Origin of the sequence: Paenibacillus sp. 2RAB27, from assembly GCF_052115445.1 — a bacterium.
Taxonomy (GTDB): domain Bacteria; phylum Bacillota; class Bacilli; order Paenibacillales; family NBRC-103111; genus Paenibacillus_E.
Map to the genome: position 1 here is coordinate 145,640 of NZ_JBFRGR010000003.1, position 14,707 is coordinate 160,346.

Genomic DNA, 14,707 nt, shown 5'->3' on the forward strand with positions numbered 1-14,707 from the left:
GGTGTAAGCCCATCATACCAACTATTAGGAGGATAACATGAAAAAGAAGTGGATTTTGTTAGGCAGCGCTGTTGGCATTAGCTCTATTGTCATGGTAACAACGGGATTTAGTGCATTAGCAAGTACATCGGGTTATGACGCTTATAAGTCAGCACTTAAGAATACGAAAACGATCCAAAACGTAGCGGTTCAAGCGGCAGCTTCCTTGCAAGACAATGGCAAAGTGCTTGCAAATGCAAGCGGCAATTTCAAGCTTAGCTTGGATTCAGAAACGGCAAGCGGTACTGCAAAAGTGACAGCCAATGGGACAGACCAGTCGCTCAGCTTCTATAAGCAAAGTAATCAAACCGTACTTAAGACTGATGCAAGCGATGTGTACTTCGTAAATCAAGAAATGGAGAAGCGACACAAACAGGAGAAATCTGTGAACGAAACGGAGATTCCTCAACAAGTTGAAACCGTGATTGATGCACTTGTTGGGAATTTGAAGGATTTTGTAACTGTTGACACGAAAGCTGATGGATCCAAGGATATCTCGGTTCAACTGACGAATGCTCAAATCCCTACGGTTGTTAATGCCCTAGCACCAATCGCTTTGAAAGAAGCAACCAAGGATGAACACGATGGCGAAAAAGAAGCGAATGGCACGGATGCGAACGAATTACCTTTCAATGAAGATTTCTTGAAAAATGCTGCGCCGCAGTTGACACAAGATATTAAACTTGAAAGTGTATCCATTAAAGCAACCGTTAATGCTGCGAATTATATCTCCCATCAAGAAGCGGATCTAACGGTTTCTGGTAAAGATGATAGCGGTGTTGCACATCAAGTTACGCTTCATTTGCAAGCAGATCTATCCGATTACAACAATACAACACCGGATACAATTGATCTTACGGGCAAAACCATGCAAACGGTGAAGCATGATAGACATGGAAAAGAGCATGACGCGAACGATTAATCGCAATTAGTCATGTCATCAAGCAGATAGGTTAGGATTCTAGCCTATCTGCTTATCTCATAAAGAAAGGGGAAGCCTGATGAATACGATTTTAGAGACATCCCATTTAAGTAAGGTATATCAGAATGATCGCGGAATTCGAGATATGAATCTCCAGTTGCATGAAGGGGATGTTTATGGTTTACTTGGGCCCAATGGCGCTGGTAAAACGACGTTTCTTAAGCTAATTACGGGACTTATTCGCCCTGATCAAGGGACGATTTCTATGTTTAATACCAATCTTGCCGATAATTTCGCACAAGGGATGCAGCAAGTTGGCAGTATGATTGAATCTGCTGATTTCCATGAATTCCTAAGTGCCTGGCAATATTTAGAGCTTGTTGCACGCTTCTACCCCAAAGTCACACGCGCTCGCATGGAAGAAGTGTTGGAAAGAGTTGGCCTGTTCAAGGTTCGCAAAGAGAAAATTAAAGGCTTCTCAACGGGCATGAAGCAGAAGTTAGCACTTGCCGCAGCCATTCTTCCAGAGCCGAAGTTAGTCATTTTGGATGAACCAACCAATGGTTTGGATATTGAAGGCACGGTAATGTTCCGTAAGTTAATTAATCAACTTTCCTCTGAGAAGGGGACGTCATTTCTCATTTCGAGCCATATGATTCATGAGTTGGAGCAGTTGTGTAATCGCGTTGGGATTGTCGTAGAAGGACAGTTGAAAAAAGAAGGGTACGTGTCTGACTTATTGCAAAGCAATCAATCCTTAGAACAATTCTATATTGATGAACTGCAGTTGTCGGAGGAAAAGGAGGGGCTCGATTGTGCATAGTTGGCGCGCTGGTTACTTAAACGAACTTTACTTAATGTTCTATCGAAAGAAAATTGTGCTGTTTGTCGTTCTTTCAGCTTTACTGCCGATCTTGCTTGCCCTTTCGCTCCATGCCTTACAGCCTATTCTAGGGCTTATTGCCGTGAGCCAGACTTTCCCGATACAAATGCTGAGCATTTATACAAGCTTGTGGATTCCGCTGTTTATTTTCACCATGGTAGGCGATTTGTTCCCGAATGAAATCGCGGCTAAAACATTAAAACTTGCCTTACTTCGCCCGAATTCACGCTATCAAGTCTATGGCACGAAAATCGCTGCGCTAGGCTCAGGTATAGCAGGCATACTGATTATTCTTGGCATCGTGACCTTCATTTGCAACCTGTTTACGGGGACATCAGCTGGTTTCACAGATACCTTCCACATCTTCATTGCTTATCTAGCAGCGTTCGTTTCGATGTTTGCCTTGTCAGCCGTATTTATTTTTGTAGCACAGTTTTTTAAAAGCGCAAGCAGCTTTATGGTCTTCTCCATCGTCTTGTACGCGGCAGCGAAAATAGCGCCATTCCTATTAAGCTCTGTATCTGCTTTCTCACCATTTTCCTATACAGACTGGCATGTGTTATGGTTAAGTCAGACCGTTCCATCAGGTCGATTAGTGACCTCACTTTTGTTCTTACTCTCTAGTTGGTTATTATTTTTGGCAATAGGTTACTATAAATTCGATAAAAAAGAAGTCTAATGCGGGGAAACCAAACATGTCCATTCGGCTGAGATTATTGCTATCCTATGCGGCCATGCTGCTCGTTCCACTCGTGATGATGATCATTACGGCTGCATTACTCGTTCTTGTTTTCCGCGGTGATTTCCAGGGCATTCGTGATCAACTGCGAACAGGGGTCGGACTCTTTGAGGATCAGAATGTGGAGCATACGTTTAAAGAATTGAAGCGAACTTCGGAGAAAAATCCGAATATCCTGACAGATTTGAGCTACTTGGCAGAACTTGATCAAGATCTTCAAACCAATCAGGCAAACTTAATTGTTCGCAAGGGCAATACGCTGATCTATGTATCCCCGACTTTAAAAAGCTCGGATATTCTCTTGCAATTGCCTGAATTTAAGCACCCGGGTCGTCCGGAGCATGAAGATGCTAAGCGTTATGGCAAGGAATTGTTGGAAGTCAATTCATTTGATTTTCTGGATAATGGGCAGCAGCCCAGCAGTATGTTTATTATCACCACAGTTAGCCCTCTCGTTAACTTTACCCAAAAGTTTTTTCCGATCCTATTTCTAATGTTGTTTATTATTCTGATTCTCACTCATACGCTTCTAACGATTTATGTCTCAAGAAGTATTGTCCAGCCGCTTCGTAAGCTAAAAAATGCCATGAAACGGATTCAAGCTGGAGATCTTGATTTTCAAGTACACATCACGAATAAAGATGAAATCGGGCAACTAAGCATTGCTTTTGAACAAATGCGGAAACAATTGAAGGAATCGATCCAAACCCAGATTCAATATGAAGAAAATAGGAAAGAGCTGATTTCTAACATCTCGCATGACATTCGTACACCACTTACGGCCATTAGGGGCTATGTGGATGGTTTAGGCGACGGGATTGCGGATACACCAGATAAAAAGCAGAAATATATTGAAATTATTTCGGCCAAAGCGGAAGAGATGGATCATTTAATTGATGAATTATTTTTATATTCCAAATTGGATTTGAAGCGTGTACCTTTTAACTTTGAAATCGTAGATTTCGCCTCATTTTTATTGGACTGGTCAGATGAATTGGATTTTGAACTTGGTAAAAAAGGCGTTCATTATAAGTCGGAAATCACTCTGCAGGAACAGGTTCTGGTCTCACTGGATCGGGATAAAATTAAACGCGTTTTCGCTAATATTTTGGATAATTCGTTGAAATATTTGAACAAATCGGAGAAATACATTACTTTGCATGCGAAAATAACAGGGGAATACGTCATGATTGAAATCACGGATAACGGAATTGGCGTTGACGCTGAAGCATTGCCTCATATTTTTGATCGGTTCTATCGGGCAGACCCGTCTCGTAACAGTCAACAAGGTGGAAGCGGACTTGGGCTCGCGATTTCGAAGCAAATGATTGAAGGCCATGGAGGAACTATTGGGGCGCGCAGTGTGAAGGATGAAGGAACTTGTATTTCCATAAAATTGCCGCTTAGAAGGCTCAAAGATGGTGGATCAGCATGAAACAAATTCTAATTGTCGAAGATGAGGAACTTATTGCGCAACTCGAGAAGGATTATTTAGAAGTGAGTGGCTACAAGGTCGATATCGCGACGGATGGGGAGAGAGGCCTGCAGCTGGGGCTAACCGGGGAGTATGACCTCATCATACTTGACGTGATGCTGCCACTGACTAACGGGTTCGAAGTCTGTAAGCAAATCCGTGAAAAGCATCAAATTCCTATCCTGATGGTTACCGCCAAAAAAGAAGATATCGATATGATTCGTGGTCTTGGACTAGGTGCGGATGACTATATTACCAAGCCATTTAAGCCTGTAGAGTTGGTCGCTAGGGTCAAAGCGCATTTATCAAGATACGATCGTTTAATAGGGACGAAGGAATATAAGGATGAGATCCGCATTCATGGACTGCTCATTGATAACGGATCGCGCCGCGTATTCGTTCACGAGCAAGAAATCAATCTAACGACCAAGGAATTCGACTTGCTGTATTTCCTTGCGATGAATCCGAATCGGGTGTTTAGTAAGGATCACCTTTTTGAACGTATCTGGGGCATGGATGCCGTGGGGGATTCCCAAACCGTGACGGTCCATATTCGCAAAATAAGAGAGAAGATTGAAATCGAACCGTCCAACTCGCAGTATATAGAAACCGTATGGGGAGCTGGCTATCGTTTTCGCGTTTAGTGTATCTTAGAGCATATTCTTATCATTCCCGGAAAGTGTAGAGATCATGAAGCGAAGAATCTACTATGATGTATGGCATAGAGACCTCCCTCACTAATGAAGTGAAGGAGGTCTTGTTATTTAGGTTATCGTTATTTAATTACGCGGCGAGCCGTCTTGTAATGCGTGCTCCACCAACCAGCGTTCATATCCGTAATCGTTACACCCGGGCTGCCGTACGTATGCATAACCTTGCCATTCCCGATATAAATACCGACGTGATGAATTGGGGAATAGAAGAAGACTAGATCTCCTGGTTGTAGTTGATTTCTCGGTACATAAGTACCTACTTGTGACTGCTCTTTAGAAGAACGTGGCAACGTAATTCCATACTGACCATAGACATATTGCGTAAAGGAAGAACAGTCAAATGTACGTGTAGTTCCTTTCTGAGAGCCGAACTTATAAGGTACACCAAGGTATCTTTTACCCAAGCTAATGATGCTGTTAGCCTTGGTAGAGGCGGAAGTTGATGCCGTAGATACCGTATTAGATGTAGCTGCGTGAGCTGCATGTGGGACAGCCATGACAGTCATAGAAGCAAATAAGGAAACACTAAGTGTAATTCCTAATAGCGACTTTCTCAGGCGATTCGTTTTCATAGTATTCATGATTGGATATCCTCCTTAAGGATCGTGTATTAGGCGTTCACTTGGCCTGGGATAACCTTAACACACTTATAACCTCCTAAGGATTTCTAACTAGCGCTGTAATAGAGGGCTCACAGGGCTAGAGAAAGGTTTATTAGAAAACGATGAGAGTTTACTGAGCATAAAATCATTGACATCACAAAAAAGGCCCACAAACCTAGTTCATGTATCCCGTTTATGATAACATTCTAATCTAACTTCGTAGGTAGCTACCGTGATGGCTGAAATCGCAGGGTCATATACTGTACCATAGTTCATATCTGAATGGTGGTGCACCTATGCTTGATACGGTTGGTATCTTAGTAGATCGGCAAACATTCAAAGGAATCCCAAGCAGAAGAACGGGGAATGAGCGGCTTGCTCTCTATAATAAAGCGGCAAAGCAGCTTGGCTTAAGACTCTTTTACATGTCGTTAGATCATTTAGGGAGTAGATCAGCATCTGGGTTTATTTATCGTAAAAAGACATACAAGCTGGAACGCCGTCCTATTCCTGAAGTAACACATAACCGCGTCATTACTTTTTCGTCCAAGGAGAATGGGAAGCTCAAGCAATTATCGCAAGCCAGCTTTGTATTCAATCGACAAAATCGATATGACAAGTATAGGATTTATAAACTGATCTATCAGAATCCAATGTTACGAGCTTATTTGCCTGTATCAATGCCATTTACACAAGCTCAGCTGCAATCGGCAATGAAGAATTATTCCTCTTTATATATCAAGCCTACGAATAGCAGTGTGGGCGAAGGGATTATGAAACTTAAAAAGCATAAGAGCGGGAAATGGCTGTTTTACTGGAAAAAAGGGTCACCCAAGTTGCTATCTAGTAAAAAAGCTGTCTCTACGATCACGAGGTATGTGGGGAAGATGAGATATATGATTCAAGAAGCCATTCCTGTAGCAACCTACGAGGGAAGACCCTATGATTTGCGCGTAACTGTACAACGCGGCAGCACGGGGAGTTGGCAACTCATCGGAATGATTGGCAGGATTGCTGCGACAGGACGACATGTAACGAATGTGGCCAAAGGTGGAAAGGTAAAAAAGGTCGAGGAGTTGTTCCGAGCGAGCGGGTTTGAGCCCGAACAGATGAAGGCTGCTATCCGTGAAGCATCACTGCAGATTATGACTTATTTGAGCGGGAAATTGCCTCAATTGGCGGACGTCGGTCTAGATATCGGAGTAGATCGGCAAGGCGCTATTAAATTAATAGAAATCAACGGGCGAGATCAGCGCTATTCCTTCCAAAAGGCAAAGATGAGATCAACCTTTTATCGGACCTATGAAACGCCAATGAAATATGCGAAGTATGTATTGAATCAAAAGAATCATAAACCCTCTAACTCGTAGAGGGTTTCTTCATGGGAGGGAAATGATAACTTCAGTTCCGCAATTCCGTTCGCTATTCAATTGGATGGTCCCACCATGCAAGGTTATGATCGATTTGGCTATGGCTAGGCCTAAGCCAGATCCACCTGTTTGCCGGCTCCTAGATCGGTCTACACGATAAAATCGGTCGAAAATGAAAGGTAAAACTTCGGAAGGAATACCGATGCCATCATCGACAATTCGGATACAGACATGTGATTCCTGATGTTCGAGGTATATGTCTATACGTTGATTCGCATATTTCAAAGCATTATCCAAGGTAATTAGCAGTACTTGTTTGATCTGTAAACGATCCGCTTCTATGAATAGACTTTTATCAGCCGGGAAAAGCAGGATCTTCTTACTTGAGAGTGGCTGCAGAAGCTGAATAGTCTCTGTATAAAGTGAGATGAGATCAAAGTTACAATAGATGAGCTTCGATTCATGTTCCAATTCGGCTAATTCGAGCAGTTGATACGTAACATGCTTCATTCGGTTGCTCTCTGCATGCACAGCCTCAAGAGCTTCTCGATGAAGCTCCATATTTTCAAAGCCCCATCTCTGAATAAGGGAGGTATAGCCTTCAATAATCGTAAGCGAGGTCTTAAATTCATGAGAGACATCGGAAATAAACTGCCGCTGTTTCCGCATGCTAGTCTCAATTCGTTCCATCATATGATTAAATGTCTCTGACAGTTGGTAAAGCTCATCATTTGACTTGGGATTTAAGGGCAATTTTCTAAACTCCAGACTGGATTCAATCTCTTTCATAATTTTTATCATGCGAGAAAGGGGTAAGAAAAGCAGTCTAGACAATAAGAAGCTTCCTGAAAGTGATAGAAGTATCGCGCCTAATGCAACATAACCAATGATTAGAATTAAGCGATATAAGCTTTGCTCTAACTCAGTTGGCGTTGAAATGATCTCCAAGGTTCCGATAATCTCTGTTCCATTGCGAATAGGTTCTCGAACAATCATGACTTTTTCTTGGTGATACGTATCTAAATAAGCCTCTTGGATATCCGCGTGTTGAGGAGGTATAGCCAATAATTCAAAACGGTTTGAAGCTTGGTTTTTTATCACAGATGTCTTGTCTATGGCGCGAATCATTGTGTGATTCGGGAGATAGGAATTCAGAAGCAGGTTATTCTCCTCGAATAGCAAGTCTATAGAAGATATGTTTTTGAAGATTTCATTTGCGGCATGTTGTAAGAGTTCGGTTTCCTCGTCTTTTTCGAACTGTGCGTAAAAATAGTAAATAACAAATATGAGGGGTAATAAGATTCCGATTAACCAAACGAAGGACAGCAGAGCGGCTTTTGTTTTTATTTTCATAGGTTACATATCCAAAATATAACCAACGCCGCGAATGGTTCGGATCGGTGGGAAAGAAGTATGCAGTTTTTTGCGGACATAACGGATATAGACATCCACCAGATTGGAATTCCCCAGAAAAGCATATCCCCACACATCATTCATGATTTGCTCCCGGCTGAGAACTTCATTCGGATGCTCGATCAAATAGATAAGAAGCTCGAACTCTTTGGGTGTTAAATCGATCTTAACGCCGTTTACTAATACTTCTCGTGTCCTAAGGTTCACGTTAGTTCCTTGAAGCGAATACCTGTATGCATCACTTTTATTATAGTCTTTATAAGGTTCACGCGGCCGTTTATGATGGCGTATGCAAGCACGAATACGCGCTAATAGCTCCTCCATGTGGAAGGGTTTAGTTACATAGTCCTGCCCGCCAAGATCAAGGCCATTCACAATATCGGCAGGCGTACCGCAAGCAGTTAGTATAATGATAGGTGTTTCTGTATTCACTTTACGGAAGGAAGTAATGAATTCAAAACCATTCATGCCAGGTAACATAATATCAAGAAGAATAAGACTCCAATCGTCATGCAATGATTTCTTTAAACCATCAGACCMCTCATTGGCAACCTCAACTGAATATCCGGCATGTAGGAGTTCTAACTGTAGAAGCCTTGCTATTCGCTCTTCATCTTCGATGACGAGTATTTTGCATGTCATGGGATACCACTCTTTTCTACCTATCGCTATAAACGCATTGACCATGCATTTTATGCTTCGGAAAGGTGGTAGGTTCGTTTTCTTTTTCTCATAAGATTCTCATGATTCATCTTTATAGTAAGGGCAGTAGAACTGCGTGTGAGTATGCAAAGGGAGGCTTGTTGTCATGGTAAAACCTATTCTTCAAATCTTAAATTTGACGAAGCGAATCGGGAATAAAACGATCATCGATAAATTAAATATTAATGTGCCTAGAGGCGAAATATTTGGGTTTCTGGGGCCAAATGGGGCTGGAAAGACAACGACCATTCGGATGATGGTTGGCCTAATGAGCATCACGGATGGGGATATTCTCATTGATGGGGATAGCATTACAAGGAATTTTAATAACGCGATCCTCAAAGTAGGGGCGATCGTTGAAAACCCTGAAATGTACAAGTATTTAAGCGGATATAAGAATTTGATCCATTTTGCCCGAATGGTGCCCGGTGTGACCAAGGAACGAATCGAAGAAGTCATTCGATTGGTTGGCTTAGAAAATCGCATCCAAGATAAAGTTAGAACCTATTCGTTAGGTATGAGACAACGGTTAGGTGTTGCACAAGCGCTTTTGCATAAACCATCCCTGCTCATTCTAGACGAACCAACCAATGGCCTGGATCCCGCGGGGATTAGAGAGTTAAGGGATTACTTGTACACCTTAACACGAGAAGAAGGAATTTCTGTTCTTGTGTCTAGCCACTTACTTTCCGAAATGGAGCTTATGTGTGATCGTGTAGCGATAATCCAAAATGGCAAATTAGTCGAGGTGCAGTCCATAAAAGATTTAATGAATGAGGGACTCCTCAGCTCGGTAACTTTCGAAGTAGACAACTTAGATGCAGCTGTACAATCACTTACTGATTTCCCAGAGGCACAGGCCAAGAAAGCGGAGGACGGATTAGTCTGCTGGCTAGAAAGAGAGCAAATTGCCTTGGTGGCTGAACGTTTAATGAAAGCTGGTATCAAGCTCTATGGGATTAAAAAGAACTCCCCTACGTTGGAAGATAAATTTTTGAAAATGACAGGCGGTGAGTCCATTGGTTAATCTGCTCTTAAATGAAAATATGAAGATATACCAACGTTTGCGTACGTGGTTATTAATCATTGGTCTCGTACTCACGACGGTATGCTTCTTGATTGCCCAACAATACAGTGTGAAGCCTACCCAAGTGGCTGATGCGAACTGGAAAGTCAATATGCAGCAACAGATTCAAAATGATACTGTGCAATTAACTAATATGAACAGAGGGCCTGAATGGAAAACACGTGTTACTTCGCGTATCAATGTGAATCAGTATCATATTGATCATAATATTCCGCCTACGGAAGAAACACTTTGGGGGAACATGCTTAATGCTTCAAGTCTTATGATTGTGGTCACCTTGATGACGGTTATTATTGCAGCCGATAGTGTAGCCGGAGAATTCACCGATGGTACGATCAAACTTCTACTTATACGGCCCTCATCTCGCTCCAAAATTCTTCTGTCCAAATATATATCTGCATTTACTTTCTCGATTTTGTTATTTGTTATTTTGTTCGCTACAGCCTTCTTAGTGTCAGGCCTCTTGCATGGATTCAAAGATATAAGTGCTCCGTATGTCTACGCATCAAGCGATACGATTGCTCATGAAACCAGCATTGTGAAACATGCCATTAGTACCTATTTATATCAATGTATTCAAATGGTGTTGGTTGTCACGTTGGCCTTTATGATTTCTACGATTTCACGCAGCAGTTCGATCGCTATCGCGCTTTCTATCGGTATTATGTTTGCGGGGACGAGCATCGTTGGATTCTTGAGCCAATATAACTGGGCGAAATATTACTTATTTGAAAATACGGATCTAACACAATATTTGAATGGTGCTCCCAATATAGCAGGAATGACACTCGCTTTCTCGGTCAAAGTTATTATCGGCTACTTTATAATTTTCAATGTTTGCTCATGGCTTGTATTTAGGAAAAAAGACGTTACTGCATAACGAAGCTATGGGATTTTGGTATTTTCATTGGCATGCTTCTAGAAAGTGCCTGTATTCCAATTCCAAGCGAAGTCATTATATTATTTGGCGGTTGATGTACGAACTCTTTTAGCGCGATTTTCCATATACCATTGGAAGATCCAACTACTAAAGGTAAACCAGAAGCCGCTGGCAAAATAAGCGCCAACAACGTCACTCGGATAATGGACGCCGAGATAAATTCGGCTAATACCAATCATAAGTATCATGAGAATACTGATCAAAATGACGATCGTTCGGCCTCGTCTTGTAGGGACATGTCGCCACAGTAGAAAAGCAAGTGCAGCATACAGCGCAAAAGCTTCCATGGAATGACCGCTGGGAAAGCTGTATCCCGTTTCTTGAATGAGCCTGTGAAGAGAAGGGCGCTCTCTTTGAAAAATCATTTTCAAAATCAAATTCAAGATGGCCGTCCCCGCCACAAGGATTAGAAATAGAACTAACTCTTGTCGGTGATGCAGGAATTTGAAGAAGAGGAATAGGCAGACTATTGAAATGACGACAACCACTGGCGTAGAACCGATGAACGTAAAAATTTTCATGACGGAAGTCAGCCAGGGTCTTTCAAGGCCTTGAATCGAAGAGATCACGCTGCTGTCGAATTGTGCAATCGACTGCCCTTTTAACAGGGAAGCCACCACGGCAAAGCAAAGAACAGAAATAATGCTTAGAATAAGGAAAATAGTGACTTTTAATTTTGAGTTCATTGCCAAGTAAGCTCCAATTCTCTGATAAGTAAGATAAGGATAGTATAGCAAATTCAAGACGTTAATATGTCGCCACATAATATTTCGGAACTTCAAGGGTAAGGAGAGATCAATAATGAGTAATTCTACATCACCTACAATTAATCACATTAAACAATTGGCTGCCAAGGTTCCTGAAATTACACTCTACTTTTGGATCACCAAATTGCTGACAACTGGCATGGGAGAAGTCGCCTCTGACTACCTATTTGAGCATCTAAATCCGCTGATTTCAGCTCCGCTTAGTGTTCTTATATTCGTAGCAGCTATGATCTTACAGTTCAAAGTGCGCAAATATGTGCCAGGGGTCTACTGGCTAGTCGTCATCATGGTTAGCATCTTTGGCACAATGGCCGCGGACGTTGTGCGAGTAGGACTGGGCATTCCCTATATCGTTTCGACCATCTTCTTTATAGCGGCGCTAGCTGCAATACTCATCACTTGGTTTTACAAGGAAAAAACGTTATCGGTGCATAGTATTTTCACACGTCGCCGTGAGATTTTCTATTGGCTTACTGTTCTAACGACATTTGCTCTTGGTACTTCTGCAGGAGATATGACCGCGACGAGCATGCACTTGGGATACTTCACTTCCGGGCTGCTATTTACAGGTATGCTTATCATTCCAGTTGTGGGGTATTTCATGTTTGGGATGAAAGAAATTTTCGCATTTTGGTTCGCGTATATCTTGACGCGCCCGGTGGGTGCTTCGTTTGCGGACTGGTTATCGGCCTCGCAAAGTAATGGAGGAATGGGGTTTGGCAGCGGTGCGGTTAGTTTGGTATTAACCATCTTTATTGTTATCCTCGTTGTGTTCCGTGGAGGTTTTCCTGCACAGTCACAAGATACACATGCAGATATCAAAGTTGCATAAAATCAATCTAACCACCTGCCGATTGGCAGGTTTTGTATTTTCATTGTTTTCTCATATACTTCACTTATAGTAAGGAGAACAGTACGTGAAGGGAGATGCCGCAATGAAGCGCATTTTATTAATAGAAGATGAAAAAAATCTTGTCCGATTCATCCAATTGGAACTCGAACACGAAGCTTTCATGGTGAAAGCTGCTTACGATGGGAAAACGGGCTTAGAACTTGCCCTTCAAGAAGATTGGGATCTGATACTTCTAGATATCATGCTGCCTCAAATGAACGGAATTGAGGTCTGTCGTCGAATCCGCGCTGCCCAAAAGACCCCAATCCTCATGCTTACAGCGAGAGATAGTATTGAGGATCGTGTTTCTGGTTTAGACAGCGGTGCGGATGATTATATTCCGAAGCCTTTTGCCATTGAAGAGTTGTTAGCACGTATCAGGGCTATCTTTCGCCGCATGGAACTTGAGGGAAATGTGCAGCATGCACAGCTTACTTTTCAACATATAATGGTGGATTTGGATGCGAGGTTGGTTTATAAAGATAAGCAGCTCGTTGAACTGACGAAGCGGGAGTTTGATTTATTAGTCATGTTTATGAAGAATCATCATCTAGTTCTTACGCGAGATATGCTGCTGGACCAAGTATGGGGATTTGATTCCCTGGTGGAAACGAATGTGGTTGATGTGTATGTGAGATACTTACGCAACAAATTAGATCTAGATGGCGAAAATAGCTGTATTCAAACTGTTCGGGGAATAGGATATGTGATGCGATGAGAGGACGCTTAACGAGGTTAATTCAAAGTCTTCCTATCAAATGGAAGCTCATGCTGGGAGCTGCTTTGCTGATCTTTCTGCTATTTGCCTCCTATAATTTTGCGCAATATTTAGTACTGAAACAGTGGATGATGAAACAAGAGGAAGATAAAATCCAAGTCAATATGGTACAGCTCCAAGACTATTTCCAGGATAAATTAGCTGCAACTAGCGACTTTCCCATTGCGGACAGCCAACTTTATATCGAGAAAATGTCGGGGAAAAACCAATTGGTGCGTATCCTCGACAAAGAGGGTAAGCCGCTAGTAGCCGTTGCGAATCATTTTGTAACGAACTGGGTTGTACCCAAGTCAGTGGTTATTCCAGAGCTTTACGACACGACGACGCACAAAGAAGATCATATTCTCATATACCGCAGTCCGTTAGTCGCGGGGAGTTTCGTTGGAACCATAGAGCTGGCGAGTAACTTGGAAACTTTCGATCACTTCAGTGACACCTTGTTATGGGTAATGTTGATCGGTGGTATTTTGGCGGTGTTTATCAGCGTGATCAGTGGTTTAGCGATTTCTAGGCAGTTTATGCGGCCGATACGAGCACTGGCGTCAACGATTCGCAGCGTCAAAGAGAAAGGACTTTCCGAACGTGTTACCGATATTCAAAATGGTGACGAGTTATCTAGCTTAGCCAAGCTATTTAATGAATTGATGAATCAACTTGAGTTTTCTTTTCTTCAGCAAAAACAATTTGTAGAAGATGCCTCACATGAGCTAAGAACACCGATTACGATCGTGGAAGGCCATTTGTCTCTATTGAATCGATGGGGGAAATCAGACCCTGCTGTTCTTGATGAATCCTTGGAGGCTTCACTTCAAGAAGTTAGGCGGTTGAAAAAGTTGGTACAAGAGCTGCTAACCTTAACGAAAGTAGAAGCCAACTTAATAAGCGATAGCATCACGCCAATCCAATTGGAGCCGCTCATTCAGGAGACGTTGAAACGCTTTGAAGTCATGCATGCTGAATTCGAATTTATTGCGAACACGGAAACCATTAGAAACGTTATGCTACTGATGAATCCGTTGCATGTGGAGCAAATGCTGATGATCATTCTGGATAACGCAGTCAAATACACGAGTTTGACGAAACGGATTGTTATTGAAGGAATCCGCCTGAAAAATGAGGTGCAAATCAGTGTACAAGATCATGGCATTGGGATTCCGGAGGCTGATTTACCATTCGTATTTGATCGTTTCTACAGGGTCGATAAAGCGAGAAATCGTGAGATTGCCGGCACGGGACTTGGTCTCGCGATAGCAAAGCAACTCGTTCTCAATTATCAGGGAAGCCTGGCGATATCGAGTGTGGAAGGTGAAGGAACACGTGTACAACTGACTTTCCCTCTCCACCAGATAGTGGATGCTTAGTTTCTCATTTTCCTCTCATGTTCAT

The 14,707-nt window shown here is 42.3% G+C and carries 15 protein-coding genes; 11 read left to right on the forward strand and 4 right to left on the reverse strand.

Annotated elements, in window-relative coordinates:
- Positions 1 to 37 precede the first annotated feature (37 nt).
- The 5 genes from AB4114_RS05880 to AB4114_RS05900 all read left to right on the forward strand — a co-directional run bounded on the left by AB4114_RS05880 (position 38) and on the right by AB4114_RS05900 (position 4,701).
- Positions 38 to 961, forward strand: a complete 924-nt coding sequence (locus AB4114_RS05880; RefSeq protein ID WP_441987586.1) for a hypothetical protein — start codon at positions 38 to 40, stop codon at positions 959 to 961.
- A gap of 79 nt (positions 962 to 1,040) precedes the next feature.
- Positions 1,041 to 1,784 carry an ABC transporter ATP-binding protein gene (locus AB4114_RS05885; protein ID WP_441987587.1) on the forward strand — a complete coding sequence of 248 codons (744 nt, stop codon included), beginning with the start codon at positions 1,041 to 1,043 and terminating at the stop codon, positions 1,782 to 1,784.
- On the forward strand, positions 1,777 to 2,523 hold the full coding sequence (locus AB4114_RS05890; RefSeq protein ID WP_441987588.1) for an ABC transporter permease: 747 nt from the start codon (positions 1,777 to 1,779) through the stop codon (positions 2,521 to 2,523). The genes AB4114_RS05885 and AB4114_RS05890 overlap by 8 nt, the downstream gene beginning before the upstream one ends.
- A gap of 16 nt (positions 2,524 to 2,539) precedes the next feature.
- On the forward strand, positions 2,540 to 4,018 hold the full coding sequence (locus tag AB4114_RS05895; RefSeq protein ID WP_441987589.1) for an ATP-binding protein: 1,479 nt from the start codon (positions 2,540 to 2,542) through the stop codon (positions 4,016 to 4,018).
- On the forward strand, positions 4,015 to 4,701 hold the full coding sequence (locus AB4114_RS05900) for a response regulator transcription factor (RefSeq protein WP_441987590.1): 687 nt from the start codon (positions 4,015 to 4,017) through the stop codon (positions 4,699 to 4,701). The genes AB4114_RS05895 and AB4114_RS05900 overlap by 4 nt, the downstream gene beginning before the upstream one ends.
- A gap of 131 nt (positions 4,702 to 4,832) precedes the next feature.
- Here the strand turns inward: AB4114_RS05900 and AB4114_RS05905 are convergent, their stop codons facing one another.
- The gene (locus AB4114_RS05905) at positions 4,833 to 5,351 is read right to left on the reverse strand and encodes a C40 family peptidase (RefSeq protein ID WP_441987591.1); all 519 of its coding nucleotides are present in this window, start codon (positions 5,349 to 5,351) and stop codon (positions 4,833 to 4,835) included.
- 317 nt (positions 5,352 to 5,668) lie between these two features.
- Here AB4114_RS05905 and AB4114_RS05910 point away from each other — a divergent pair, with 317 nt between their 5' ends.
- A complete protein-coding gene (locus AB4114_RS05910; protein WP_441987592.1) occupies positions 5,669 to 6,742 on the forward strand; it encodes a YheC/YheD family endospore coat-associated protein in 1,074 nt (357 codons plus the stop codon).
- A 9-nt stretch (positions 6,743 to 6,751) separates the two neighbouring features.
- Here the strand turns inward: AB4114_RS05910 and AB4114_RS05915 are convergent, their stop codons facing one another.
- Together AB4114_RS05915 and AB4114_RS05920 are read right to left on the reverse strand one after the other, a co-directional pair.
- Complete coding sequence (locus AB4114_RS05915; RefSeq protein ID WP_441987593.1) at positions 6,752 to 8,095, reverse strand: sensor histidine kinase; 1,344 nt, start codon at positions 8,093 to 8,095, stop codon at positions 6,752 to 6,754.
- 3 nt (positions 8,096 to 8,098) lie between these two features.
- Positions 8,099 to 8,797: a response regulator transcription factor gene (locus AB4114_RS05920; RefSeq protein WP_441987594.1), complete on the reverse strand. Its 699-nt coding sequence runs from the start codon at positions 8,795 to 8,797 to the stop codon at positions 8,099 to 8,101.
- Positions 8,798 to 8,963: 166 nt separating this feature from the next.
- Between AB4114_RS05920 and AB4114_RS05925 the strand changes: the two genes are divergently transcribed.
- Together AB4114_RS05925 and AB4114_RS05930 are read left to right on the forward strand one after the other, a co-directional pair.
- Positions 8,964 to 9,884 (forward strand): ABC transporter ATP-binding protein, encoded by a 921-nt coding sequence (locus tag AB4114_RS05925; protein WP_441987595.1) that lies wholly within the window; start codon positions 8,964 to 8,966, stop codon positions 9,882 to 9,884.
- Positions 9,877 to 10,824 carry an ABC transporter permease gene (locus AB4114_RS05930; RefSeq protein WP_171628577.1) on the forward strand — a complete coding sequence of 316 codons (948 nt, stop codon included), beginning with the start codon at positions 9,877 to 9,879 and terminating at the stop codon, positions 10,822 to 10,824. Before AB4114_RS05925 ends, AB4114_RS05930 begins: the two co-directional genes overlap by 8 nt.
- A gap of 80 nt (positions 10,825 to 10,904) precedes the next feature.
- On the opposite strand, the gene AB4114_RS05935 is transcribed toward AB4114_RS05930, so the two are convergent.
- Positions 10,905 to 11,570 carry a phosphatase PAP2 family protein gene (locus tag AB4114_RS05935; RefSeq protein ID WP_441987596.1) on the reverse strand — a complete coding sequence of 222 codons (666 nt, stop codon included), beginning with the start codon at positions 11,568 to 11,570 and terminating at the stop codon, positions 10,905 to 10,907.
- A 115-nt stretch (positions 11,571 to 11,685) separates the two neighbouring features.
- On the opposite strand from AB4114_RS05935, the gene AB4114_RS05940 reads away from it, so the two are divergent.
- The 3 genes from AB4114_RS05940 to AB4114_RS05950 all read left to right on the forward strand — a co-directional run bounded on the left by AB4114_RS05940 (position 11,686) and on the right by AB4114_RS05950 (position 14,682).
- Positions 11,686 to 12,483: a COG4705 family protein gene (locus AB4114_RS05940; RefSeq protein ID WP_441987597.1), complete on the forward strand. Its 798-nt coding sequence runs from the start codon at positions 11,686 to 11,688 to the stop codon at positions 12,481 to 12,483.
- A 103-nt stretch (positions 12,484 to 12,586) separates the two neighbouring features.
- Complete coding sequence (locus AB4114_RS05945; RefSeq protein WP_441987598.1) at positions 12,587 to 13,261, forward strand: response regulator transcription factor; 675 nt, start codon at positions 12,587 to 12,589, stop codon at positions 13,259 to 13,261.
- Positions 13,258 to 14,682, forward strand: coding sequence for a HAMP domain-containing sensor histidine kinase (locus tag AB4114_RS05950; protein ID WP_441987599.1), 1,425 nt, complete (start codon positions 13,258 to 13,260; stop codon positions 14,680 to 14,682). Before AB4114_RS05945 ends, AB4114_RS05950 begins: the two co-directional genes overlap by 4 nt.
- Positions 14,683 to 14,707 lie beyond the last annotated feature (25 nt).